This window comes from Rahnella woolbedingensis (genome assembly GCF_003602095.1).
Taxonomy (GTDB): domain Bacteria; phylum Pseudomonadota; class Gammaproteobacteria; order Enterobacterales; family Enterobacteriaceae; genus Rahnella; species Rahnella woolbedingensis.
The window spans coordinates 89265-112834 of record NZ_RAHH01000001.1 but is presented as its reverse complement, the minus strand read 5'-3'; the positions used below and the strand labels follow the sequence as shown (position 1 = coordinate 112834).

Annotated in this window: 21 protein-coding genes; 13 read left to right on the top strand and 8 right to left on the bottom strand. The window is 53.1% G+C overall.

From position 1 onward, the window contains the following. Nucleotides 1-167: 167 nt before the first annotated feature. The 3 genes from shiA (at nt 168) to D6C13_RS00485 (ending at nt 4721) form a co-directional block, all read left to right on the top strand. The gene (gene shiA, locus D6C13_RS00495; RefSeq protein WP_120130897.1) at nt 168-1487 is read left to right on the top strand and encodes a shikimate transporter; all 1320 of its coding nucleotides are present in this window, start codon (nt 168-170) and stop codon (nt 1485-1487) included. 120 nt (nt 1488-1607) lie between these two features. Then, nucleotides 1608-3056 carry an AMP nucleosidase gene (locus tag D6C13_RS00490; protein WP_120130896.1) on the top strand — a complete coding sequence of 483 codons (1449 nt, stop codon included), beginning with the start codon at nt 1608-1610 and terminating at the stop codon, nt 3054-3056. 234 nt (nt 3057-3290) lie between these two features. Continuing rightward, nucleotides 3291-4721 (top strand): EmmdR/YeeO family multidrug/toxin efflux MATE transporter, encoded by a 1431-nt coding sequence (locus D6C13_RS00485; protein ID WP_120130895.1) that lies wholly within the window; start codon nt 3291-3293, stop codon nt 4719-4721. Between the two features lie 9 nt (nt 4722-4730). Here the strand turns inward: D6C13_RS00485 and D6C13_RS00480 are convergent, their stop codons facing one another. Together D6C13_RS00480 and D6C13_RS00475 are read right to left on the bottom strand one after the other, a co-directional pair. Next, nucleotides 4731-5417, bottom strand: a complete 687-nt coding sequence (locus tag D6C13_RS00480; RefSeq protein WP_167457964.1) for a response regulator — start codon at nt 5415-5417, stop codon at nt 4731-4733. Nucleotides 5418-5424: 7 nt separating this feature from the next. Continuing rightward, nucleotides 5425-7068, bottom strand: coding sequence for an ATP-binding protein (locus tag D6C13_RS00475; protein WP_120130893.1), 1644 nt, complete (start codon nt 7066-7068; stop codon nt 5425-5427). A 367-nt stretch (nt 7069-7435) separates the two neighbouring features. Between D6C13_RS00475 and D6C13_RS00470 the strand changes: the two genes are divergently transcribed. The 9 genes from D6C13_RS00470 (at nt 7436) to D6C13_RS00430 (ending at nt 15519) form a co-directional block, all read left to right on the top strand. Next, entirely contained in the window at nt 7436-8800 is a 1365-nt protein-coding gene (locus D6C13_RS00470) for a 2-hydroxycarboxylate transporter family protein (RefSeq protein ID WP_120130892.1), read from the top strand. Between the two features lie 35 nt (nt 8801-8835). Next, nucleotides 8836-9705, top strand: coding sequence for a fumarylacetoacetate hydrolase family protein (locus D6C13_RS00465; protein WP_120130891.1), 870 nt, complete (start codon nt 8836-8838; stop codon nt 9703-9705). An 86-nt stretch (nt 9706-9791) separates the two neighbouring features. Further along, the gene (gene citC, locus D6C13_RS00460; RefSeq protein WP_120130890.1) at nt 9792-10886 is read left to right on the top strand and encodes a [citrate (pro-3S)-lyase] ligase; all 1095 of its coding nucleotides are present in this window, start codon (nt 9792-9794) and stop codon (nt 10884-10886) included. Nucleotides 10887-10901: 15 nt separating this feature from the next. Continuing rightward, the gene (gene citD / locus D6C13_RS00455) at nt 10902-11192 is read left to right on the top strand and encodes a citrate lyase acyl carrier protein (RefSeq protein ID WP_120130889.1); all 291 of its coding nucleotides are present in this window, start codon (nt 10902-10904) and stop codon (nt 11190-11192) included. After that, the gene (gene citE, locus D6C13_RS00450; RefSeq protein ID WP_120130888.1) at nt 11189-12064 is read left to right on the top strand and encodes a citrate (pro-3S)-lyase subunit beta; all 876 of its coding nucleotides are present in this window, start codon (nt 11189-11191) and stop codon (nt 12062-12064) included. Before citD ends, citE begins: the two co-directional genes overlap by 4 nt. A gap of 30 nt (nt 12065-12094) precedes the next feature. Continuing rightward, entirely contained in the window at nt 12095-13621 is a 1527-nt protein-coding gene (gene citF / locus D6C13_RS00445) for a citrate lyase subunit alpha (protein WP_120130887.1), read from the top strand. Next, complete coding sequence (citX, locus tag D6C13_RS00440; protein WP_120130886.1) at nt 13621-14160, top strand: citrate lyase holo-[acyl-carrier protein] synthase; 540 nt, start codon at nt 13621-13623, stop codon at nt 14158-14160. The genes citF and citX overlap by 1 nt, the downstream gene beginning before the upstream one ends. Continuing rightward, the gene (citG, locus tag D6C13_RS00435) at nt 14138-14977 is read left to right on the top strand and encodes a triphosphoribosyl-dephospho-CoA synthase CitG (protein WP_120130885.1); all 840 of its coding nucleotides are present in this window, start codon (nt 14138-14140) and stop codon (nt 14975-14977) included. The genes citX and citG overlap by 23 nt, the downstream gene beginning before the upstream one ends. After that, the gene (locus D6C13_RS00430) at nt 14974-15519 is read left to right on the top strand and encodes an RBBP9/YdeN family alpha/beta hydrolase (RefSeq protein WP_120130884.1); all 546 of its coding nucleotides are present in this window, start codon (nt 14974-14976) and stop codon (nt 15517-15519) included. The genes citG and D6C13_RS00430 overlap by 4 nt, the downstream gene beginning before the upstream one ends. Before the next feature lie 16 nt (nt 15520-15535). Here the strand turns inward: D6C13_RS00430 and D6C13_RS00425 are convergent, their stop codons facing one another. Together D6C13_RS00425 and D6C13_RS00420 are read right to left on the bottom strand one after the other, a co-directional pair. Next, on the bottom strand, nt 15536-16012 hold the full coding sequence (locus D6C13_RS00425; RefSeq protein ID WP_120130883.1) for a DUF805 domain-containing protein: 477 nt from the start codon (nt 16010-16012) through the stop codon (nt 15536-15538). A gap of 63 nt (nt 16013-16075) precedes the next feature. Then, nucleotides 16076-17146 (bottom strand): LacI family DNA-binding transcriptional regulator, encoded by a 1071-nt coding sequence (locus D6C13_RS00420; protein ID WP_120130882.1) that lies wholly within the window; start codon nt 17144-17146, stop codon nt 16076-16078. Between the two features lie 278 nt (nt 17147-17424). On the opposite strand from D6C13_RS00420, the gene D6C13_RS00415 reads away from it, so the two are divergent. Continuing rightward, entirely contained in the window at nt 17425-18681 is a 1257-nt protein-coding gene (locus D6C13_RS00415) for a maltoporin (protein WP_120130881.1), read from the top strand. A 287-nt stretch (nt 18682-18968) separates the two neighbouring features. Here the strand turns inward: D6C13_RS00415 and D6C13_RS00410 are convergent, their stop codons facing one another. From D6C13_RS00410 to D6C13_RS00395, 4 genes are all read right to left on the bottom strand, one after another. Beyond that, the gene (locus D6C13_RS00410; protein ID WP_120130880.1) at nt 18969-19286 is read right to left on the bottom strand and encodes a PTS sugar transporter subunit IIB; all 318 of its coding nucleotides are present in this window, start codon (nt 19284-19286) and stop codon (nt 18969-18971) included. 77 nt (nt 19287-19363) lie between these two features. Continuing rightward, nucleotides 19364-21433, bottom strand: coding sequence for a beta-galactosidase (locus tag D6C13_RS00405; protein WP_120130879.1), 2070 nt, complete (start codon nt 21431-21433; stop codon nt 19364-19366). Between the two features lie 64 nt (nt 21434-21497). Further along, entirely contained in the window at nt 21498-22649 is a 1152-nt protein-coding gene (locus D6C13_RS00400) for a glycoside hydrolase family 53 protein (RefSeq protein ID WP_244212606.1), read from the bottom strand. Between the two features lie 64 nt (nt 22650-22713). Further along, on the bottom strand, nt 22714-23565 hold the full coding sequence (locus D6C13_RS00395) for a sugar ABC transporter permease (protein ID WP_013574912.1): 852 nt from the start codon (nt 23563-23565) through the stop codon (nt 22714-22716). Between the last annotated feature and the right edge of the window lie 5 nt (nt 23566-23570).

Genomic DNA, 23570 nt, shown 5'->3' with positions numbered 1-23570 from the left:
CATTCCCCTGCGTTAAATTCCCCTTCAATTAGCAAAAGCGTTTTTAACCTGGCGGTTGACGCTGTAGTCTCAGTAGCGGTTTTATTTAGCTGCGCGCCGGATAAAACCCAATTACCTATTTTAATAACTAAAAAAAATTAAAAATTTTAGAAACGGACAGGACAATTATGGACTCTATGCTCACCGCCCCCCGCCCCGATCAGAAGACGCCTTCCTATCAACGTGCCCGCCGGGCAGCCTGGGGCAGCTTCGTTGGAGCAGTCGTAGACTGGTTCGATTTTTTACTTTACGGCATCACCGCCGCGCTGGTGTTTAACAGCGAGTTCTTCCCGCAGATCGACCCGGCAATGGGCACGCTCGCCGCGTTTGCCACCTTCGGCGTCGGCTTTTTATTCCGCCCTCTCGGCGGCATTGTCTTTGGCCATTTCGGCGATCGTCTGGGCCGTAAACGCATGCTGATGATGACCGTCTGGATCATGGGCATCGCCACCGCGTGCATCGGTATTCTTCCTTCTTTCGCGACGATTGGCTGGTGGGCTCCGGCGCTGCTGGTCACCCTGCGCGCTATTCAGGGGTTTGCGGTCGGTGGTGAATGGGGCGGCGCAGCACTGCTGGCCGTTGAAAGCGCACCTTCCGGGAAAAAAGCCTTCTACAGCAGCGGCATCCAGATGGGTTATGGCGTCGGCCTGTTGCTCGCGACCGGCCTGGTATCGCTGATAAGCAGCCTGACAACGGATGCGCAGTTTATGAGCTGGGGCTGGCGTTTGCCGTTTCTGTTCAGCGTGTTACTGGTGCTTGGCGCACTGTGGGTGCGTAATGGCATGGAGGAATCGGCCGAGTTTGAACGTGCTCAGCAAGAGCAGCCCAAAGAAGCAAAAAAACGCTTACCGGTATTCGAAGCACTGTTTCGCCATCCCGGCGCTTTTTTGAAGATAATTCTCCTGCGCCTGTGCGAATTGCTGACGATGTACATCGTCACTGCATTCGCCCTCAACTACTCGACACACAATCTGGGAATGTCGCGGGAACTGTTTCTCAACATCGGGCTGCTGGTCGGCGGCATCAGTTGTGTGACGATCCCGCTGTTCGCCTGGATGGCAGACAGGTTCGGGCGCCGCCGAATCTACATCACCGGCGCATTAGTCGGCGCACTGAGCGCCTTTCCGTTCTTTATGGCACTCGAAGCCCGGTCCATTGTCGGCATGGTGGTCTTCTCGTTGCTGCTGGCAAATATCGCCCACGATATGGTGGTGTGCGTGCAGCAGCCTATGTTTACGGAAATGTTCGGGGCGGGTTATCGCTACAGCGGCGCGGGCGTGGGTTATCAGGTCGCCAGCGTGGTAGGTGGCGGATTTACACCCTTTATTGCCGCCGCATTACTGACTTTCTCAGGGGGGGCATGGCATTCTGTCGCCCTCTATCTGATGGCCGGTTGTGTCCTCTCGGCACTCACGGCGATATTTATGAAAACGTCTCAGCCGCACTGAACAGCAAACCTGTTAAAAAAGCATCATCCGGCTCGGATGTCCGAATAAAACATTGGCGGCACGGGCCAGACAAGCCATATTTAGAGTGACTGATGATGAACGAAGCACAAAGGAAAACGTATGAATAACAAGTCCCTCACCGCTTCACAGGCGATTGAGAAGCTCGAAGAGATGTACAACAACTCTGTGGCCGCACTGCGGGTGGCGATTAAAGACTTCATCGTTGAAGGGACGCTGCCTGAAAGTAATGCGCGTGCCGCCGGGCTGTTTGTTTACCCGGAATTGCGCGTCACCTGGGACGGTGTAACGCCAGCTAAAAATCCGACCCGTGCCTATGGCCGTTTCTCCCATCCCGGCCGTTATGCCAACACCATCACGCACCCTGAATTGTTCCGTCACTATCTGCTTGAACAGCTTTCCCTGCTGGAAGAAGAATATGAAGCGGTGATCGAAGTCGTCCCTTCCCAACAGGAAATTCCGTATTCATATGTGATTGACGGCTCGGATCTGATGCTTGACCGCTCGATGAGCGCCGGTCTGGCGAAGCATTTCCCGACTACTGAACTCTCGCAAATCGGCGATGAAACCGCAGACGGCCTCAGTTATCCCGGCGATATCTTCCCGCTGTCGCATTTCAATGCCCTGCGTGCTGATTTCTCGCTGGCGCGCCTGCGCCATTACACCGGCACGCTGATCGAACATTTCCAGCCGTATGTGCTTTTCACTAACTACACCCGTTACGTCGATGAATTTGTAAGCTGGGCGTGCGCGCAGATTGCCGATCCTGACAGTCCTTACGAAGCGCTGGCGTGCGCGGGAAGCGTATTCATTACCGCTGAGACACAGAACCCGGAACAGGCTGTGTCTGATCTGGCCTGGAAAAAGCATCAGATGCCGGCCTATCACCTGATTGCCCGCGATGGCGCAGGCATTACGCTGGTCAATATCGGCGTCGGCCCGGCCAATGCTAAAACCATTTGTGACCACCTGGCGGTTCTGCGCCCGCATGTCTGGCTGATGATTGGACACTGCGGCGGATTACGTGAAACGCAGTCGATTGGTGATTATGTTCTGGCACACGCCTATCTGCGTGATGATCATGTTCTGGACGCCGTTCTGCCACCGGATATCCCGATCCCAAGTATTGCCGAAGTGCAGCGCGCGCTGTACGACGCCACGAAAAAGATGAGCGGAATGCCGGGTGAGGAAGTGAAGCAGCGTCTGCGTACCGGTACGGTTGTAACCACTGACGACCGGAACTGGGAATTGCGCTACGCGGCGTCGGCACTGCGCTTTAATCTCAGCCGCGCCGTCGCCGTCGATATGGAAAGCGCGACAATTGCCGCGCAGGGTTACCGGTTCCGCGTCCCTTATGGCACGTTGCTGTGCGTATCGGATAAGCCACTGCACGGTGAAATCAAACTGCCTGGTCAGGCGAACAAATTCTACGAAGGCGCTATCTCAGAACATCTGCAAATTGGTATCTGCGCTATCGACCTGCTGCGCGCCGAGGGCGATCACCTGCATTCACGCAAATTGCGCACGTTTAATGAGCCGCCGTTCCGCTGAGAACCACGCCAAACTTCCCTAAACAGCTCGGGTTGCAGCCAGGCGGCAGATGTGACAATTCCGATGAGCTGACATTAAGTCAGTGATTCGGGTTGTTAAACGCAGCCAACGCCTCTGCGGCAACAAATATGACGGGGAATTAAGGATTTCCTTAAAAAAGACTTTGCATAATGCAGAGTCTTTTACCATCATAAATTAAAACGCTGTTCTACTTTCTTCCACACTGGAACTCTCTTGCAAAACGTCATCGTCTCTTTGCGCAAAGCCATCGAGCGCACGCCCTGGTATCCGAAACGGCGTTCTTACCGTACGTTGTTCTGGCGCGAAATCACGCCCCTCGCTGTCCCCATCTTTTTTGAGAATGCCTGCGTCCTGCTGATGGGCGTGCTGAGTACTTTTCTGGTCAGCTGGCTGGGCAAGGAAGCAATGGCGGGCGTCGGTCTCGCTGACAGCTTTAACATGGTGGTGATTTCATTCTTCGCGGCGGTCGATCTTGGGACGACGGTCGTCGTGGCCTTCAGTCTGGGTAAACTGGATCACGAACGCGCCCGCGCAGCCGCACGTCAGTCGCTGGCCATCATGACCGTTTTCGCCGTGCTGCTGGCCATACTTCTGCAATTTTCCGGGCATGTGATCATCGACATGATCGCCGGCAATGCAGAGCCGGAAGTCAAAGAACTGGCGCTCTCTTATCTGCAGATGAGCAGCTGGAGCTATCCGGCGGCAGCCATCGCGCTGATCGGTTCCGGTGCTTTGCGGGGAGCGGGTAACACCAAAATTCCGATGTTGCTGAATGGCGGAATGAATATCCTCAATCTGGTTATCAGCAGCGTGCTGATTTATGGTTGCTTCGGCTGGCACGGGTTGGGCTTTATCGGTGCCGGTCTCGGGCTGACGATCGCCCGTTATATCGGGGCGATTGCGGTCATTTTCGTGCTGATGGTCGGGTTCAATCCGTCGCTGAAAATCTCGCTGAAAAGTTATTTCCTGCCGCTGAATACCAATATTTTGCGTGAAGTGCTGGGTATCGGTATTCCGGCCAGTATCGAATCGGTGCTGTTTAATGGCGGCAAATTGCTGACACAAGTTTTTGTCGCAGGTATGGGTACCAACGTCATTGCCGGTAACTTTATTGCCTTCTCGATTGCCGCACTCATCAACCTGCCGGGGAATGCGCTGGGTTCCGCCTCGACCATCATTGTCGGTACGCGTCTGGGCAAAGGACAGATTGCACAATCCGAGCGACAGCTACGCCATATTTTCTGGTTATCCACTTTCGGGCTTTGCGTGCTGGCCTCCCTTTCTGTGCCGTTTGCCGGTTTGCTGGCGCGGTTTTACACCAACGAGCAGGACGTCATCGACGTCGTAAAAATTCTCGTCTGGCTTAACGCCGCCTTTATGCCGTTCTGGGCGGCTTCATGGGTATTACCTGCCGGACTAAAAGGCGCCCGCGACGCGCGCTTCACCATGTACGTATCGATGCTCGGCATGTGGGGCTGCCGTATTGTGGTCGGCTATTTCCTCGGAATTGTTCTCGGCTTTGGCGTGGTCGGCATCTGGCTGGGGATGTTCCTTGACTGGATTGTACGCGGGATATTCTTTTACTGGCGCATGGCGAGTGGTCGCTGGCTGTGGAAATACCCGAAAACGAAAAGAACCGAATAGTTTTAATTACTATGCCCGCCGGTACATACGGCGGGGATGGCCGATTTTTCCGTACAGCATTTCGACTTTCAAATCCCCTTTCTGCACGCAATGTTCAAGGTAGCGACGGGCAGTGGTTTTACTCAATCTCGTTTCACTGACCACTTCATCTACGGAATAGCAACGTCCGCTGTCCTGCATAAAGATGCCTTCCACCAGATTCAACGTATTTTCCTCGATGCCTTTATTGCCCGCTTTAAGCGTAAAATCTTTCGCTTGCAGCTGGTAAAGACTGTCTACGTTCTGCTGATCCACCACTTTCCATGCCCGCTGCGTCTGGCTGAACTGAATAAAGCGTTCCAGCGATTGTTGCAGCCGGTTCCACGACACAGGTTTCAAAATATAATCAAACGCCCCGCAGCGTATCGCCTGACTACACGTATTCATGTCACTGGCCGCCGTAATAAAAATCACCGAACAGTGAGTGTTTTTGAGCAGGTCATTTTCTATTAGCGAGATCCCCTGCCCGTCCGGTAAATAGTTATCCAGCAGCAGAAGTTGCGGGCGTTTATCTTCAATAAGCATTTTGGCTTCACGTAGCGTAGTCGCCACGCCCGCCAGCCTTAACCAGGGGTGATTATCAATAAGCTCGGCATAGAGTTTTGCCAGCCTGTTCTCATCTTCTACAATCATTACGTCAATTATTTCCGCTTGCATCATTTATTCACTTCCGTTTTTCCGGTTGAAGGAACTCTGCTGGATTATCTGAAGCCCCGACATCGATGGGGATAAAAACAGAGAAAATAGCGCCGGTTGGCGGGTTATCAGAAACCTCAATGCTACCGCCAGCATGGCTGACATAGCTGGCGACCAGATGAAGCCCCAGCCCGTGATCACCCTCCGGCTTTGAGGTCACACCCATCGAGAATATTTCTTCCCGCCGTTCCCGCGTAATACCCACTCCGTGATCTGCCACTTCAATTACCAGCTCATCTTTTCCGCCAACGATATACACCTCGACGGGCCCGGCTTCGCAGCCACGCAGTAAGGTCGCTTCAATGGCGTTATCCAGCAGATTGCCGATGACTGACATCAGCTCAGTTTCACTCAGGGCAGCCGGTAGCCGGGTTATCTCGCAGGCCGGATCAAACTCCAGCCCGATGCCTTTCTCCCGTGCGCGGGCATATTTACCGAGCAACAATCCACACAGTCTGGGTGAGCAAAAACGCGCAGAGACAAAATCCAATATTTCCTGCGCATTTTCTGATTGTGCTTCGATGTATCGGATAGCCTCGTCATAGCGCCCCATATGCAGCAAACCCGCTAATGTCGCCGTCCAGTTAAGTTGTTCGTGACGCATTACCCGCAGATTATCGGCATAACGCTGCACCTGGCTGAGCTGAATGCTGAGCCGGTCGATATCGCTGCAAGCCCGAAAAGTAATCACCCACCCCTGCAACTGATTTTCCAGCATGATCCGCACCCGACTGGCAATCACCGTCAGGTTATTGAACAGGCAGATTTCATCGTGAATGTCCTTTTCCAGCATCACTTGCGGATTGAAAAAGCTGACCGCTGCGATGACCTGACTCAGTTGCTGTCCGCGAAGTTCACGTGAAGGCACCGTGAGATTGAGCAATTTTTTAGCCGCCTGATTCACCACAACCACACGCTCCTGACTGTCGATGGCTATCACACCCTCATAAATCGATTCCATCAGCGCTTTTTGCTGACGCACTAACAAGCCAATATCTCTGGGTTCAAGCGAAAACATCTGCTTTTTGATTGAGCGCGAAAAGAACCATGAGAAAGCAAATAAGGCCAGCAACACTGCGGCAGCAGCCAGTAAAATGCGGATAGTTTTCGCCACAGTCAGGTTATTAATATGACTGATGAGATAACCTACCGAAACGATGCCAACCACCTTACCTTCAGCATTAAATATTGGCGCTTTACTGCGCAGCGACAGCCCTATCCCGCCAAGCCGGATGGTGGTAATACTTTTCCCCGCCAGCACTTCTGCGTTGTCTCCGCCGACCAGAGTCTGCCCTACACGATCGGTATAAATTGAATGAAATAAATGCATCGCGTCACTGTCACCAATCACCATATAACTGGCATCACTGTGGGCGGAAATATTGCTCATTAAACGATTAATTTGTGATATATCTTTATTTTCAACCTCTCTGATTAAAGAAGGAATAAGGGCAATTTCTTCAGCCTGAACTTTGGCGCGCATTCCTAAATCTTCATATAACTGGCGCTCAACATCCTGATAGTAATAAATTCCTGCGCCCGAAAACAGCGTCACAAATAAAACAACAAGATAAATAAAAAGTTTTATCTGAAAAGAAAGACGGAACCACATTGGGGACCCTGCTACATGAATAAAGATATAAACAGTCATGGCACTTTATCATCTGGTGATATTCCTGCCAGAGCGGAAATCCAAAGTTGCGAGACGTGCCGCAGAACAAGCCCAGACGCAGCAAGCTATGCAAGAACACACACATAATTCACAACAGTTATTTCACCACTAATTAACAGTAATATTATAATTACAAATAACACCATAAAAACCACAGCAAATATAACCCCATCCGATTCAGAGTTTAATTAAAACCATAAAAACCTTTCGCACCTTTAAAATATCGATTCTAATTTGCGGCACCTCACATAATAACCGTTATTAGTTCCCTTACACTCCCTGCACAAATTGATACAGGGGATTCATCATGAGTACAACCGACGACACCTATTCTGTTCCCACGGGTTCTTCTTTTGCAAAACAGCTCACATTAAAAGAAAAATGGTGGCACATTCTCGACACCTGGAAAGTAGGCATTATTCCATTGCCTTTATTTGTCATGGCTGGCGTACTTATCGCGATTGATTGCCTCGATGGAAAACTGCCCAGCGACATCGTGGTAATGGTCGCCACTTTAGCTTTCTTCGGTTTCGCCTGCGGCGAGTTCGGCAAACGCCTCCCGTTGATTGGCAAGATGGGGGCAGCGGCGATTTGCGCCACCTTTATTCCTTCCGCGTTGGTGTATTACGGCCTGCTGCCGGATGTCGTGGTGGAATCCACCACTAAGTTCTATAAAAGCACCAACATTCTGTATCTCTACATCTGCTGCATTATCGTTGGCAGTATCATGAGTATGGATCGCAAAGTGCTGATCCAGGGCTTCATGCGTATCTTCTTCCCGATGGTATGCGGCGAAGTCATTGGCATGTTTGTTGGCATGGGCGTCGGACTGGCGCTGGGGATGGAACCCTTCCAGATCTTCTTCTTCCTGATCCTGCCGATTATGGCGGGTGGTGTGGGTGAAGGCGCGATCCCACTGTCCATCGGCTACGCCACTATCCTGCATATGGATCAGGGCGTGGCACTCGGCCGCATCCTGCCAATCGTGATGCTCGGGAGCCTGACCGCCATCGTTATCTCCGGCAGTCTGAACCAGCTCGGTAAACGCTACCCCCACCTAACCGGTGAAGGCCAGCTGATGCCGTCTGCAAAAAATGCCTCTGCGGGAACCAGTGCGCTGAGCGGTGCCAGTGCAAAAACTGACGTCACCACGATTGCCGCAGGCGCCCTGCTGGCGGTACTGCTCTACATGGTCGGGATGTTGTTACACAAACTGATTGGCCTTCCTGCACCGGTTGGCATGTTGTTTGCGGCGGTAGCCCTGAAACTGGCACACGGCGTTTCACCCCGTCTGCTGGAAGGTTCTCAGGTGGTTTACAAATTCTTCCAGACTTCCGTTACCTACCCGATTCTTTTCGCCGTCGGTGTAGCAATCACGCCGTGGAATGAACTGGTCGCCGCATTCACCCTTTCCAACCTGCTGGTCATTATCAGCACCGTCAGCGCGCTAGTCGCCACTGGCTTCTTCGTCGGTAAGAAAATTGGTATGCACCCGATTGATGTGGCCATCGTCTCCTGCTGCCAGAGCGGCCAGGGCGGAACCGGTGACGTCGCCATTCTGACCGCCGGTAACCGCATGCAACTGATGCCATTCGCCCAAATCGCCACCCGTATCGGCGGCGCGATCAACGTCTCCGTGGCGCTGCTGGTGCTTGGCAACTTCCTCGTCTGAGGTTTTGTGAAACTCTCTTTAAATCAGGACACATTATGAAACTGGCAAGCTATCTCTATCAGGGGCGCAAGTCCTACGGCATCGCGAATGCTAACGGCATGATCGACCTGGGCCGGCATCTCGGTCAGCGTTTCCCGGATCTCAAAGCCCTGCTGGCCGGCAATGCGCTGTCGCAAGCTCAGGAACTGGCCACACTGCCCGCTGATCTGGATTTCGCCGACATCACTTTTCTGCCGGTGATTCAGAATCCGGAGAAAATCCTCTGCGTCGGCATGAACTACGCCGAAAAGCGTAAAGAGTTTGATCAGCATAATCCGGCACCGACGCTGTTTGTGAGGTTTGCTGACTCTCAAACCGGACATGCCTCCCCGATTATCAAACCGAGACAATCCGTTGAATTTGACTATGAAGGCGAACTGGCAGTGATTATCGGTTCTGCGGGCGAGAATATCTCCCGCGAAGACGCTCTTTCGCATGTCGCCGGATACAGCTGTTACATGGACGGTTCCGCACGCGACTGGCAACACACGTGGTTTACTGCCGGTAAAAACTGGCGACAGACCGGGGCATTTGGTCCGTGGATGACCACCGCCGACGAGATCCCCGACCCGCATACGCTGGCGATCCGCACCTGGCTTAACGGCCACATGGTGCAGGACGACAACACCCGCAGCATGATCCATAAAGTCGCCGAACTGATTGAGTACATCAGCACATTTACTTCGCTGAGTGCCGGTGACGTAATCATTACCGGTTCTCCGGGAGGTGTGGGCAAAAAACGTGTCCCACCGCTGTTCATGAAACCCGGTGATCGCATCGAAGTGGAAATCGAAAAGATAGGGCATCTTAGCAATGTAATCGTTGCGGCTGAATGCCGTGAGATCCCTGTTCCGGCGATGCACTGACCCGATAAAACGACAACATTAAGCCGGGTATTATACCCGGCACATTAAGCATCGTTTGATACAACACCCACTATCAGGAACGCATTATGTTCAGCCGTGACGAACCGGACTTTCACGTCATCTCTGTCAGTCAGCCTGCGCCAGGCATGCTGGAAAATATCCGCACGTTGTTGCAGCAAAACAACTTAGGCATGGATGACGACATCGGGCAGTTCGTGGTGGCCTGTTCCGGCCACAGGGTAATTGGTTGCGCCGGTCTGGTGAGTAACACCATTAAATGTGTCGCCGTCGCATCCGACTGGCGCGGCGAAAATCTCAGCGCCAGACTGCTCGGTGAAGTCGAGAACCTGGCGGTGCAGAGAGGTAATTTCCACCTGTTTCTCTATACACGGCCAGGCAATCTTGAACGTTTTCGCGGTTGCGGGTTTTATCCGCTGGTGCAGTGGGACGACGTCGCCGTGCTGATGGAAAACACGCCTGTGGGCATCAGTCATTACTGCCGTTCGTTGCAACGTCATTTTCACCCGGGTCGGCGTATCGGCGCGGTAGTCATGAATGCCAATCCGTTTACTCTGGGTCATCGTTATCTGGCTGAACAGGCGGCCGCAACTTGCGACTGGTTGCATGTGTTTGTAGTGAGCGAAGACGTGTCGTATTTCCCGTTTCAGGAACGTCTTGAAATGGTGCGTCAGGGCGTTGCGGACTTGCCAAATGTCACTGTGCATGCCGGTTCTGAATATCTGATTTCCCGCGCAACTTTTCCTGGCTATTTCCTCAAGGAAGCAGGACTGGTCAATCAGGCCTGGAGCGTGATGGACTTACTGATTTTCCGTCAGTACATCGCTCCGGCATTAGGCATTACCCACCGCTTTGTCGGCAGCGAACCTTTCTGTCCGGTCACCCATCAGTACAACTGCGATATGCATGACTGGCTGGAAACGCCCGCCCGATCAGCGTCACCTGCGTTGAACGTCATCGAATTACCACGCAAACGCCATGCCAGTGGCAGAGCTATTTCCGCATCCGAAGTGCGCGCGTTACTCAAAACGCACCAGCTGGCGCGTATACGCGACATCGTTCCGCCCAGCACTTATGCGCACCTTGAACAATATTATTGCGCCACTGCGCCGGCTGAAACGGCGCACAACGAAGCACTGACTATCTCACCCTCACTTTGTTAACAGCAGGAAAATTTTATGAAAATTGTGAAGGAGGCGCTGGCAGGCACGGTTGAATCCAGCGATTTGCTGGTAAAAATCGCCCCGGCCAGTGATCTGACTGTGATCATCAACAGTGAAGTCATCAAACAGTTTGGCGACCAAATCCGCAGCGTAGTGGATGAAACCCTCAGCGCTCTCGCAGTCACCGACGGTTTACTGATTATCGAAGATAAAGGCGCGCTCGATTGCGTGATCCGCGCCCGCGTACAAAGTGCGGTCCTGCGGGCAGCTCAGGCTGAAGAGATTAACTGGGAGACATTACGATGAAAAAACTACGCCGCAGTATGCTGTTCCTGCCCGGAGCCAGCGCTGCCATGCTTTCCACCGCATTTATCTATCGTCCCGATTCCATCATGTTTGATCTCGAAGATGCCGTTTCCCTGCGTGAAAAAGATACCGCCCGCATTCTGGTATTTCATGCCTTGCAACACCCGATGTATCGCGACATTGAAACCGTGGTGCGCATCAATCAGCTCAGCACACCGTTTGGTCTTAAAGATTTAGAAGCCGTGGTACGTGCTGGCGTGGATGTGGTGCGTTTACCGAAAACCGATACACCGGAAGATATCTTTGAGCTGGAAGCGCATATAGAACGCATCGAGAAAGACTGCGGGCGCGAAGTGGGTTCGACCAGGATAATGGCTGCCATCGAATCGGCCATCGGCGTGATTAATGCCGTGGCGATCGCCCGCTGCTCGCCGCGCCTGATTGGCATCGCGCTGGCCGCTTTCGACTACGTCATGGATATGCAAACTGAGCGCGGCGACGGTACCGAACTGTTTTACGCCCGTTGCGCCGTCTTACACGCGGCACGCGCCGCCGGAATCGATGCCTTCGACGTGGTGTATTCCGACATCAACGACGAGGCCGGTTTTCTGCGTGAAGTGGAGCTAATCCGCAAAATGGGTTTCAACGGAAAATCGCTGATCAACCCGCGCCAGATTGAGCTGCTGCATAACGCTTATGCGCCGACCCGCGAAGACGTGGATTATGCAAAACGGGTAATTGCCGCTGCAGAGGAAGGTGAACGCAAGGGGCTGGGGGTGATTTCGCTCAACGGCAAGATGATCGATGGTCCGATCATTAACCACGCGCAGGTGGTACTTGAGCGCGCCAGCGCGTCCGGCATCCGCCGCTAGCCTTCAAATTTGCACAGGAATATCAATACAATGAGTCATTTAACTGAAATGTTGCACAGCGAATATCCGCAGTTAAAACACCTGGTTGCCTTTGACGGCGCGCACCGGACCACTCCTTATCTTTCTGACTCCGATGCCCGCCTGCACCGTAAACTTTGCACTTCGCTGGAACAGGCGATTGCCCGCAGCGGCCTGAAAGACGGCATGACCATTTCCTTCCACCATGCATTTCGCGAAGGTGATCAGGTCATTAACAACGTTGTCGCCACGCTCTCAAAACTCGGCTTTAAAAACCTCACCCTAGCTTCCAGCTCGCTAATGTCTTGCAATGATGCGCTGATCGAACCTATTCGCAGCGGTGTCATCAGCCGGATTTATACTTCGGGAATGCGCGGCAAACTGGCCGACGCCATTTCTCACGGGCTGATGGAAGAGCCGGTGCAAATTCACTCCCACGGCGGAAGGGTGAAATTGTTGCAAGACGGCGAACTGAACATTGATGTCGCCTTTCTCGGCGTGCCATGCAGTGACGAATTCGGTAATGCCAACGGCACGCACGGGAAATCCTGTTGCGGTTCGCTGGGCTATGCGATGGTTGATGCGCAGTTCGCTAAAACTGTCGTGTTGCTGACTGAAGAACTGGTGCCCTTCCCTAATATGCCAGCCAGCCTGATGCAGGATCAGGTGGATTACATCGTGAAAGTCGAGCAGGTTGGCGACCCGGCGAAAATCAGCGTGGGTGCCGCGCGCGTGACCAGTAATCCGCGCGAACTGATGATTGCCCGTACAGCCGCTGAAGTTATTGAGTATTCAGGATATTTCACACCTGGATTTTCAATGCAAACCGGCTCCGGCGCAGCTGCTACAGCCTGCACCCGTTTCATGGAAGAAAAAATGGAACGCAGCCAGATCACCGCCCGTTTTGCCCTCGGAGGCATCACCGGCAGTCTGGTGGATTTGCATGAAAAAGGCCTGATTGAAACGCTGCTGGATACCCAATGCTTTGACGGTCAGGCGGCGGCTTCACTCAGCCGTAACCCGCAGCACATCGAGATTTCCACCAATGTTTATGCCAATCCGGGAGCCAAAGCAGCGAGCTGCGATCAGCTGGATATTGTCATTCTCAGCGCGCTGGAAATCGACACCGGTTTTAACGTTAACGTGATCACGGGTTCCGACGGCGTGATGCGCGGCGCTTCCGGCGGTCATTGCGATGTCGCCAGTGCCGCCAATCTGACCATCGTTGTCGCGCCGTTGTTGCGAAGCCGCATTCCTACGGTAGTGCGTCGTGTCACCACCCGGGTGACACCGGGGGAAAGTATTGATGTGCTGGTGACCGATCACGGCATCGCGGTGAATCCGGCACGTCCGGAAATCCGCCAGCGACTGGAAGACGCCGCAATGAAAGTGATGGACATCGAAGCCCTGTACCAGCGCGCCATTTCACTCAGTGGTGAGCCCAAACCGATTGAATTCACCGACCGTGTTGTGGGGGTGATCCGCTATCGCGACGGTAGCGTGATAGACGTCGTTCATCAGGTAAAAGAGGACGCATAATGACAATCGTGACGCCTGCAAAAGCAGGCGTCAGTCTGGAAGATTTGCTGGCGGCAAAGGAAATGCGTGCCAAACGGCAAACCGACTGGCTGACACAATTCTCACAACCGCTGATTTCCCTCACGCTGGTCACGCCGGGGTCGGTGAAAGATTCGGTGGCTTATCGTCAGGTAATGCGCGAGGCACTGCAACGTGCCGAAATCATGCTGCTGCAACATGGCTGGCCGGTGCTGAAACATCAGGTTTTCTGGCAACCCACCGGTGCCGAAGCATTTTGGTGCGTGGATCATCCCGCACCAGAATTGAAAGCAGCGACGGTTGCACTTGAGCAATCACACGTCCTCGGACGTTTATGGGATTTCGATGTTATCTGCCCGCAGGCGGGTGTGGTGGGCCGTCGTTCGCTCGACAACGCCAGCCGCAGGTGTCTGGTGTGCGACGGCCCCGCCCATGCCTGTGCCCGCTCGCGAAAACATCCGCTGCCGGAAGTGATGACAAAAGTGGAGGCACTGATTGATGGCTGGCATCGCACACTCTGAACCTCTTTCAGTTACCTGTATCGCCCTGCTGGCGGCTGACGCGTTGCGAAGTGAAGTGTGGCTGACACCGAAACCTGGGCTGGTGGACAGCGTCAATAATGGCTCGCACAGTGACATGGATTTACCGCTGTTTCTGCGTAGCATCGACGCCATCACGCCATGGTTGCATCAGTTTTACGCTCTCGGCCTGCAGGATTTTTTGCAACCCCCGCAGGCCATGCTGATGCGGATCCGCCCGACAGGAATTGCTTGCGAGCAGGCAATGTTCGGTGCCACGCAGAGTGTTAACACGCACAAAGGCGGCATTTTTTCACTGGGTTTGTTGTGTACGGCGGCAGGCAGAATATCCGCGCATCGCCAGCCACTTACTCGTCACGGGATGTGTTCCGAGGTGGCGGCTATGACACAGGGTCTGGTTGAGCGTGAATTGAAAAACTGTCGCCAACCGTCGACGGCGGGTGAACGGCTGTTTTTGGCACACGGCATGACCGGCGCGCGCGGCGAAGTGCAGAGCGGGTTCCTCACCCTGCGCCGTCACGTTCTGCCTTACTGGTATCAGGAAGATAATCCTGAGCGCCGCAGCCTTAATGCCCTGTTGCGCCTGATGGCGTATAACCCTGACACGAATCTGGTGGCACGAGGCGGGATGAGCGGACTGCATTTTGTGCAGGATTATGCCCGCAGGTTGCTCAAATCAGGCTGGCAGAAAGAGGATTTGCAGGAGATGGACAGGCAGCTGATTATCCGTCATCTCAGCCCCGGCGGCAGTGCTGATTTGCTGGCAATTGCCACTGTGCTGATGGCTTTTCCGCAATGAACATGATGCCTGAAATAACCCTGATGCTGGTTCCCGGATTGCGGGACAGCGGAAGCGGACACTGGCAAAGCCTTTGGCATCAGTCGAATCCCCACTGGTTGCGCATCCGTCAGCGCAGCTGGGAACAGGTTGATCTCGAAGCCTGGGCAGACGCCATCAGCCGGGAACAGCAACGGGCAAATACCCCCCTTTTACTGGTGGGTCACAGTTTTGGGGCGCTGGCCAGTCTGGTATGGGCGAACCGGCATCCGCAACTGACCGCAGGCGTGATGCTGGTTGCACCCGCCGAACCAATGCGTTTCGGGCTAGACGACGAGATACTACCTCATTCGCTGAAGGTACCTGGGCTGATAATTGCCAGCCATACGGACCCCCTGCTCTCCTTTGCACGCGCGCAGTATTGGGCACAGGCGTGGGGCTGTGAACTGGCAGATATTGGCGAGGCGGGGCATATCAATGTGGAATCGGGATTTGGCGAGTGGCGATGGGGACTTAAAAAACTCGAGGAGTTTGCCGCGCAGATGGCGGCAAACCTGACATGACGTAAAAAGGCTGACGTTACTCAACGATACGGGTCTGTACTTCCTCCGGCGGCCGGGATTTCTGACAACACAAATAAATCATTCCCAGCAACGGGATCCACCCCAGCACAATCCCGAGCACCACCGTCATCCAGGCATAGGTTTCCGGGGACGCGTATTGCTGCAAGATCATATTCAGCGACCGTGACAACACGCCTGCCAGATAGACTCCGCCAAACCACCAGCCTGAGCGGTTGATGTCATGCATACGTCGGATACCCACCGACAGCAGCGGTAAAGCCAGCACCAGTGCAAACAGGGTGTAGGCCATTCCTGCATATAAAACGCTGTAGGGATTTCCCATCAGCGTGTACACAAAGGCCACGCCTGCCGTCAGTACGACCATCAGCAGAATATTCACCAGCGAGAAAACCCAAAACTCCTTACGGGTCGCCCGGCCACTGAATTTCACATACCCTTTCCAGCCCTGCACATAACACTGCCATACCGTCATTGCTTCACTTCCTTTTGCTGTTCAGTCGTTTACTTAAAATCGTTCGGGGATTTAACCGGTTTATCACTGACCACGCAACTGCCGGGCCAGAATATCGAGCTGATCGGCTATCTGATTGAGATCTTTATCCTGCACACCCGGCGCACTGGTGGAGTTGCGTACCACCAGTCGGGCGGGCAGCACTTTCGAAGGCATCTCTTCTTTCTCCTCTGCCAGTAAATGCGCAACCGCTTCTTTGCTTTGCAAATCGAGATCCAGAGAAACGGTGGTCAGTGCCGGATGGAAGAATGCGCTGTCGTAGGTGTCATCGTAACCGATGATCGATACCTGCTGCGGGATAGCCACATTGTGCTGATGCAGGGCACTGATCACGCCAAGCGCCATCTGGTCGTTCCCGACCAAAATGGCGGTAAATTGCGGCGTTTCGCGCAGCATCTGCAATGCGCTGTAGTAACCACTTTTCGCACTCCAGTCGCCGTGAACAATAGTGACCGGCGCAATGCCCCTCTCTGCCAGAGTTTCCTGCCAGCTTTGCAGCCGCAAACGTGAAGAAACCGAATCATCCGGCCCCGCCAGTAAGGCAAATTCCTGGTGTCCCAGCCCCAGCAGATACTCCATGCTGGCGCGTGAACCGTCGGCCGGATTGAAGCACACATTGAAAACCGGACTGGTCGGATCGACATCCAGAAACAGGCAAAGAATGTCGCGGTTGTTTTCGAAGATACGTTCAGCTTCGGCGCTCTCCAGCGGAATATTGATAATGACCTTTTCGACGCGCTGAGATTTCAGCTCATTGATGGAATCCTGAATGCTCTGATTCACGTCCTCATCAATCATGGAAATCAGTACCTGATAACCCGCCTGATGCGCGTATTTTTTGACCGATGCGGCAATCTGGGAAGGCGCGTGCAGCGCCAGAGACGTCGTGACCAGCCCCAGCGTAAAGCTTTGTTTTCCCACCAGTTGCTGCGCCAGCCGGTTCGGCACATAACGCAGAACTTCAATCGCCTGCTCAACTTTTTGGCGCGTGGCGTCGGATACGTTAGCCGACTTGTTTAACACCCGCGAAACCGTCTGATAAGAAACACCGGCATAGCGGGCAACATCTTCTAATGTCGAACTTTTTGATTTCATTCTTTCCCCAGCATGCAACCCGTGATGTAGCCCAATCTCATGATAATCCAGCCAAAGTAAGGGATCTCATTTAAAAGTTCAATCTGGAGCCGCATGCAGCCCATAAGTTATACGTTAACATTTCTAATATTCGTGATTTATATCACCAGACGCTTATTTTAAACACACAGGTTGTGGATCTAACTCACAATTCAGGATGTGTGAAATTGATCATTATTGTTTCTGGGTATCTTATAGATTTCGTTAATGTGAACGTCATACAATTATAAGGAAAATAAATGAAACACGATGTACGCACTCTGGCTGTGGCGGTTTCCCTCGCCCTTACGGCAACGCCTGCAGTGGCAAACGATATTGATTTTCATGGGTATCTGCGTTCCGGGCTTGGGGTTTCCGGTGGCGGAAGTCTGGAGCAGTTCCAGAAAAACAAAGTCGGTCGTCTGGGCAACGAAAACGATACTTACGGTGAAGTAGAACTGGGCAGCGAAGTCTACAAAAAAGACGACGTCAGTTTTTATGTCGATTCCATGGTCAGCATGGTTTCAGACGGTTCAAACGATGATGAAAGCACCGTCAATGACGATGCGCAGTTCGGCCTGCGTCAGCTGAATCTGCAAATTAAAGGGCTGGTGCCGTGGGACAAAGATGCGGTGATCTGGGGCGGTAAACGTTATTACCAGCGCCACGATTTGCACATCATCGATACCAAATACTGGAACATTTCCGGTGCCGGTGCGGGTATTGAAAACCTGAAAATGGGTGAAGGCGCGCTGTCTCTGGCATGGATCCGTGGCGACGCCAATGACGTGGATTACCGCGTGGACGGCAATAACGACGTGAATATCAACTACATTGACGTACGTTATGCCGGTATCAAACCCTGGAGCGGCGCATGGATGGAAATCGGTGCCGACTACGCCATGCCAAATTTGTCGCATGACCAGAAAGAGTACGGCGGCCTGTACGACGCGGATAACGGTGTGATGCTGACCGGTGAAATCAGTCAGGATATGTGGGGCGGCTACAACAAACTGGTGTTGCAGTACGCCAACAAAGGCCTGGCGCAGAACATGATTTCCCAGGGCGGCGGCTGGTACGATATGTGGAACTACACCAATGACGCCACCGGTTATCGCGGCATCATCACCGGCCTTATCCCGATCACCAGCAAGTTCAGCCTCAACCATGTGCTGACCTACGGCCACGCAGAAAACATCACCGATTATACCGACACCACGGAGCTGGTTTCTCTGGTGGGTCGTGCGCAATACCAGTGGACGGATTATGTGCGTACCATCGGTGAAGCCGGTACTTTCTACCAGAAAGACGATTACAAGAACGGTTCGAACTACAAGCAAGGCGGTCAGAAATATACGCTGGCGATGGGGCTGGCAGCCGGTCCTGAGTTTATGTCACGCCCTGAACTGCGCGTGTTTGCGTCCTATCTGAATGATTCTGAGCATGGCAATACGTTTGATGACCATACCAAAGCCGATACGTGGAACTTTGGGGTTCAGGTGGAAGCCTGGTGGTAATTTTCCCGTCGTACTTGAAGCCGCGGCTGCGTTCGCTTGCCGCCTTGCCCCGACTCCAATTACTTAGGTGAAAATGAAGTACTATGTATTAAATGAAATATTATGTTTTAAAAGAAATATCCTCATTGTGATAAAGCGACAGATAAAAACTTAATTTCTCTTGTAGGGGAACGTGACGTTTTTTCTCCGCACAGCATCATCATTATTATCCGCAATAAAAAGAAGAAATAATAAAGGCAGCCTTGTGTCGGGCTGCCTTTATTATTAGCGTGATTTAAACATCAATTTTAATTGCCTTTTAAGCCAAATTTCTCAGTCATTAATTTCTTCAGGCTGTCGGATTGTTTACCAAATATCGCATGCACTTCCTGACCGATGATCACCACGCCAATCGCGCCAGTCTGCTGGATAGCGCCGGAGTTCACCCGCTTCAGTTCCTTTACGGTTACACGCAGACGGGTGATGCAGGCATCGACGCAAACGATATTATCGCGTCCGCCCAGCGCCTCAATTAATAATGCCACATCAGTCGATGGCGGAACTTCATTTTCAGGGGCTTTATTCTTCGCAGAGAATACATGCATAAAGTCTTTTATATTTACCATGATGAACACTCTCTTTCAGGAATGAAAAAAACGTGCAACCGGAAATCCTGATTGCACGTCGGTATTAAAATAATGAATTAAGAAATGACGGATAAACGACGTGTCAGGACTTGATAACCAAATGCTGGAAGCGTCAGTTTGCGCGGTAATATTCCGCCTTGCACCATGTCGCTGTAATCCGCCGTCAAGGTGATGGTCTGACCCTGCGCCGCATAGTTTTGCAGGAAGATAAATTCACTTTCTCCGTCAGTTCGGCGTGCTGCCGTCAACCCTTCCGGCAACGTCGCTTCCAGTGCCCGTGGCAACTGCATTTCTTTCGCCAGCGCAGTATAAAAATCGGTGTGGAATGCCAGATCGTTGCGGGAAGCCAGATAATACGCCTGCCCTTTGCCAAACAGATTCACAGTCACGGCAGGCGTTCCGGCGTAGAAATCATCGCCGTACGTTGCCAGCGCCGCCGCGCCTTCCAGATGAATAACGTCGCACAAATCAGAGGCGCGGTACGGACCCTTTAGCCCGAGCGCATTGCCTTCCACGCCGCCGACGCTGTTGTACTGATCGTCGGTCAGGCTGTCGATTTCTTCCGACCAGATACCCAGCACCGCACGCAACGGGCCGGGGAATCCGTTGAGGAAACACAGATCGCTTTCATTAACAATGCCGCTCCAGTACGTTGCGACGAACCGGCCACCGGCCTGCACATAAGCGGTGATCCGCTCACCGACGCCTGCCCGCACCATATACAACATCGGCGCAATAACCAGATCGTAACCGCTTAAATCGCAGTCGGCGTTGATCACGTCCACCGCAATGCCCTGTGCCCACAGCGCGCGGTAATGTCCGGCGACGGTGTTTTCATATTCCAACCCCTGATTGCGCGGGCCGAGGGAATCGTCCATCGCCCAGCGGCTTTCCCAGTCGAAGATAATCGCCACTCTGGCTTCCACGCAGCTACCCGCCACCGGTGCCAGTGCGGATAAAATCCCGCCCAGTTCAGACACTTCGCGTCCAACGCGGGTATCGATATGCCCGACGTGGTCGACCACCGCACCGTGGAATTTCTCTGAAGAGCCGCGGCTTTTACGCCACTGGAAATACTGCACCGAATCCGAACCGTGCGCGACCGCCTGCAACGAAGAAAGAATGTGCATACCCGGCTTTTTCAGTTTACTGACCGGCTGCCAGTTGGTGAAACTTGGCGTCGATTCCATCAGCACAAACGGCCGGCCTTGTTTCAGCGTGCGCATCAGGTCGTGATACATCGCGGTGTACGCCGCCAGACCGATATCATCTTTGCGCGTGTGCCACATCGGATAGCTGTCCCACGAAATGAAATCCAGCACGCTGGCGAGTTTCCAGTAATCGTAATCGTAGAAATATTCCATGAAATTGGTGGTTGCCGGTAACGCCGGGTTCTCCGCTTTCAGCGGGCGAATTTCTTCGCTGCAAAAACGCGTGACCTGATCGGTATTAAAACGGCGCCAGTCCAGATTCAGGCCGTGAACGCCGCTTTCGCCCTGCGGCGACGGCGATTCTATCTGCGCCCAGTCGGTATACGAGTGGCTCCAGAAGGTGCTCCACCAGGCTTTGTTCAGTGCATCCAGCGTCACGTAACGGGCTTTCAGCCAGTCGCGGAAACGGGTCTGACAGTAGTTACAGTGGCACTCGCCGCCGTATTCATTGGAAATATGCCAGCCGATCACCGCCGGATGATGGGCATAACGCTTCGCCAGCGCGCTGTTCATCAGCTGCACTTTTTCGGCATACACCGGCGAACTCATGCAGTGATTATGACGCCCGCCGTGCAGCGCTTTTACGCGGTCACGCCCGACGCGCAGAACTTCCGGGTATTTTTGTGACATCCACGCAGGACGCGCGCCGCTTGGCGTGGCGAGAAAGACCGAGATACCGTTTTCATGCAATCTGTCCAGCACCTGATCCATCCAGCCAAAGGTGAAGCGCCCTTCTTCGGGTTCCAGCGCCGACCAGCTGAAAATCCCGACAGACATAACATTACAGCGTGCCTCTTTCATCATTTCGACATCGCGGATCAGGACATCAGGGCTTTCCAGCCACTGTTCCGGGTTGTAGTCCGCGCCATGCAACAGGCCGGAAATTTTACTGCTCAGAAGAGGAAACTTCTTCATGTTGGGTCCTTAGGAACTTTAAGAAAGTTAAACTCCCCGGCCAATGGAGCCGGGGAAAAAGGGATTAATTGAAGACTTTGATGGAAGGAAGAACCTGACCGTCACAGCTGAACAACGCCTGGTTTTCGCGGGCATTGCCCTCTTTCCAGTGATCGTTGATGTAGGTCATACCGGCCGGTGTCGCCCAGCCTGCGCCGTCCACGGCAATCCAGGTCGGTTCCAAGTAGAACATCCCTTTGCCGCGATGGTCCGGCACTGCGACCAGGCTTTTGATCATGTCGCTGAGGAAATCGGCCTGTCCCTGCACCGTGGCAGGATAGCCGCCGTCTTTGGCTTCTTTTTCCGTAAAGCTGTTTTCAGCCGCGTCGCAGTTTTTGGTGGTGTAGCCATAGGCCACTTCAACGACGATCACGTCCTTGTTGTAGCGCTTGCTGATGTCGTCCATGTTGGCCTGTAAGGCAGAAATCGGACCATTCCAGTAGGTATAAAACGACAGGCCGATGACGTCGTAAGGCACTTTGCGCTGATTGATTTCATCGAACCACCAGCGGAAGGTATCGTTCTTGGTGCCTTCGGCCAGATGCAGCATAATTTTGATGTCAGACGGATTTTTTTCATCGGCACGCACGCCGGCAATCGCGGCATTCAGCAGCCCGGCCAGACGGTCAAATTCACCGCCGCCCGCGCCCCAGCTTTTGCCTTCCGGCCACAAAATCCCGCCGTTCATTTCGTTGCCGACCTGCACCATATCCGGCACCGTCCCCTGCTCGCGGAATTTAGCGATCACTTCGCGGCTGTAATCATGAATGGCCGTTTTCAGCTGCGGGTAATCCATTTTCTCCCAGCCTTTCGGTTTGAACTGTTTACCGGGATCGGTCCAGAAATCGCTGTAATGGAAATCGAGCAGGATTTTAAAACCCTGCGCTTTGGCGCGCTTTGCCAGTTCCAGCGTGGTGGCGAGGTCATTATTACCGCCACCATACGGATGACCCTGCACGTCTTTCGGATCCACCCATAAGCGCAAGCGCACATAGTTGAAACCGTTCTGTTTGAGGACAACCATCGCATCGGTTTGCTTGTGGTTTTGATCAAAGAACTTGCCGCCGTGTTTTTCCACATCAATCAGCGTGGAGATATCCGCACCTTTGATGAAATCTGCCGGTACGTTGGCGACTTTTTTAATCACAACGTCCTGCGCCACAGCAGAAAACGACATCGCCAGCAGCACGCAGGCCATTGCGCTTTTATTAAAATTCTTCCCAGAAAAGAGAGTCATCGGATTATCCTTTTGTACTGCCAGCCGTCAGGCCGGAAACGAAGTATTTTTGTAAGGCGAGATAGAAAATGGCGACCGGCACGGCAATCAGCACCGCGCCCGCAGCGTACATGGTGTAATTGGCCCCCATCTTCTGCGCGACCAGGTTGTAAAGGCCAATCGGCAGCGTGTACTTATCCGGCGTACGCAAAATGGTGCTGGATAGAATGAAATCACCCAGCGGTCCGGTGAAGGAAAACAGCGCTATCACCGCCAGTATCGGTTTCGATAACGGCATGATGATTTCGATGAAAATGCGGAAATTTCCCGCACCGTCCATGCGCGCCGATTCATCCAGATCTTTCGGGATCGCGTCGAGATAGCCTTTCATCAGATAGGTGTTCATCGGGATCATGCCGCCGACGTAAATCAGCACCAGCGCCAGATGGCTGTTTATCAGGCCGAGTAACTGCGCCAGCACAAAGATGGCGATCAGCGCCGAAAACTGCGGGATCATCTGCAATAACAGAAACAGCATCAGCCCGTCTTTGCGGCCTTTAAAACGAAAACGCGAGAAGGAATAGGCGGTGAAGCTGACGCAAATCAGGGTCAGGATCATGGTCAGGAAACTGATTTTCATCGAATTCCAGTACCAGCCGACGTAATTCACTTCGCCGTTAAACAAGTCTTTGTAATGCTGGAACGAAACGTTCTCCGGAATAATCGACGTACTAAGCAGGCTGTTACCGGCATTCAGCGATGCGCCGACGGTCCAGATCAGCGGATAAATAATAATGACCGCCACGATCAGTAACAGGAAATAACTCAGTCCCAGGCGGATAAACCGGTTTCTTTTAATACTGCTGTTCTTACTCATACCCT

Excerpts from the sequence above, each read along its gene's own strand:
- shiA (WP_120130897.1), top strand. The coding sequence starts at position 168 with ATGGACTCTATGCTCACCGCCCCCCGCCCCGATCAGAAGACGCCTTCC.
- D6C13_RS00490 (WP_120130896.1), top strand. The coding sequence starts at position 1,608 with ATGAATAACAAGTCCCTCACCGCTTCACAGGCGATTGAGAAGCTCGAA.
- D6C13_RS00480 (WP_167457964.1), bottom strand. The coding sequence starts at position 5,417 with ATGCAAGCGGAAATAATTGACGTAATGATTGTAGAAGATGAGAACAGG.
- D6C13_RS00475 (WP_120130893.1), bottom strand. The coding sequence starts at position 7,068 with ATGTGGTTCCGTCTTTCTTTTCAGATAAAACTTTTTATTTATCTTGTT.
- D6C13_RS00470 (WP_120130892.1), top strand. The coding sequence starts at position 7,436 with ATGAGTACAACCGACGACACCTATTCTGTTCCCACGGGTTCTTCTTTT.
- D6C13_RS00465 (WP_120130891.1), top strand. The coding sequence starts at position 8,836 with ATGAAACTGGCAAGCTATCTCTATCAGGGGCGCAAGTCCTACGGCATC.
- citC (WP_120130890.1), top strand. The coding sequence starts at position 9,792 with ATGTTCAGCCGTGACGAACCGGACTTTCACGTCATCTCTGTCAGTCAG.
- citD (WP_120130889.1), top strand. The coding sequence starts at position 10,902 with ATGAAAATTGTGAAGGAGGCGCTGGCAGGCACGGTTGAATCCAGCGAT.
- citE (WP_120130888.1), top strand. The coding sequence starts at position 11,189 with ATGAAAAAACTACGCCGCAGTATGCTGTTCCTGCCCGGAGCCAGCGCT.
- citF (WP_120130887.1), top strand. The coding sequence starts at position 12,095 with ATGAGTCATTTAACTGAAATGTTGCACAGCGAATATCCGCAGTTAAAA.
- citX (WP_120130886.1), top strand. The coding sequence starts at position 13,621 with ATGACAATCGTGACGCCTGCAAAAGCAGGCGTCAGTCTGGAAGATTTG.
- citG (WP_120130885.1), top strand. The coding sequence starts at position 14,138 with ATGGCTGGCATCGCACACTCTGAACCTCTTTCAGTTACCTGTATCGCC.
- D6C13_RS00430 (WP_120130884.1), top strand. The coding sequence starts at position 14,974 with ATGAACATGATGCCTGAAATAACCCTGATGCTGGTTCCCGGATTGCGG.
- D6C13_RS00425 (WP_120130883.1), bottom strand. The coding sequence starts at position 16,012 with ATGACGGTATGGCAGTGTTATGTGCAGGGCTGGAAAGGGTATGTGAAA.
- D6C13_RS00420 (WP_120130882.1), bottom strand. The coding sequence starts at position 17,146 with ATGAAATCAAAAAGTTCGACATTAGAAGATGTTGCCCGCTATGCCGGT.
- D6C13_RS00415 (WP_120130881.1), top strand. The coding sequence starts at position 17,425 with ATGAAACACGATGTACGCACTCTGGCTGTGGCGGTTTCCCTCGCCCTT.
- D6C13_RS00410 (WP_120130880.1), bottom strand. The coding sequence starts at position 19,286 with ATGGTAAATATAAAAGACTTTATGCATGTATTCTCTGCGAAGAATAAA.
- D6C13_RS00405 (WP_120130879.1), bottom strand. The coding sequence starts at position 21,433 with ATGAAGAAGTTTCCTCTTCTGAGCAGTAAAATTTCCGGCCTGTTGCAT.
- D6C13_RS00400 (WP_244212606.1), bottom strand. The coding sequence starts at position 22,649 with ATGTCGTTTTCTGCTGTGGCGCAGGACGTTGTGATTAAAAAAGTCGCC.
- D6C13_RS00395 (WP_013574912.1), bottom strand. The coding sequence starts at position 23,565 with ATGAGTAAGAACAGCAGTATTAAAAGAAACCGGTTTATCCGCCTGGGA.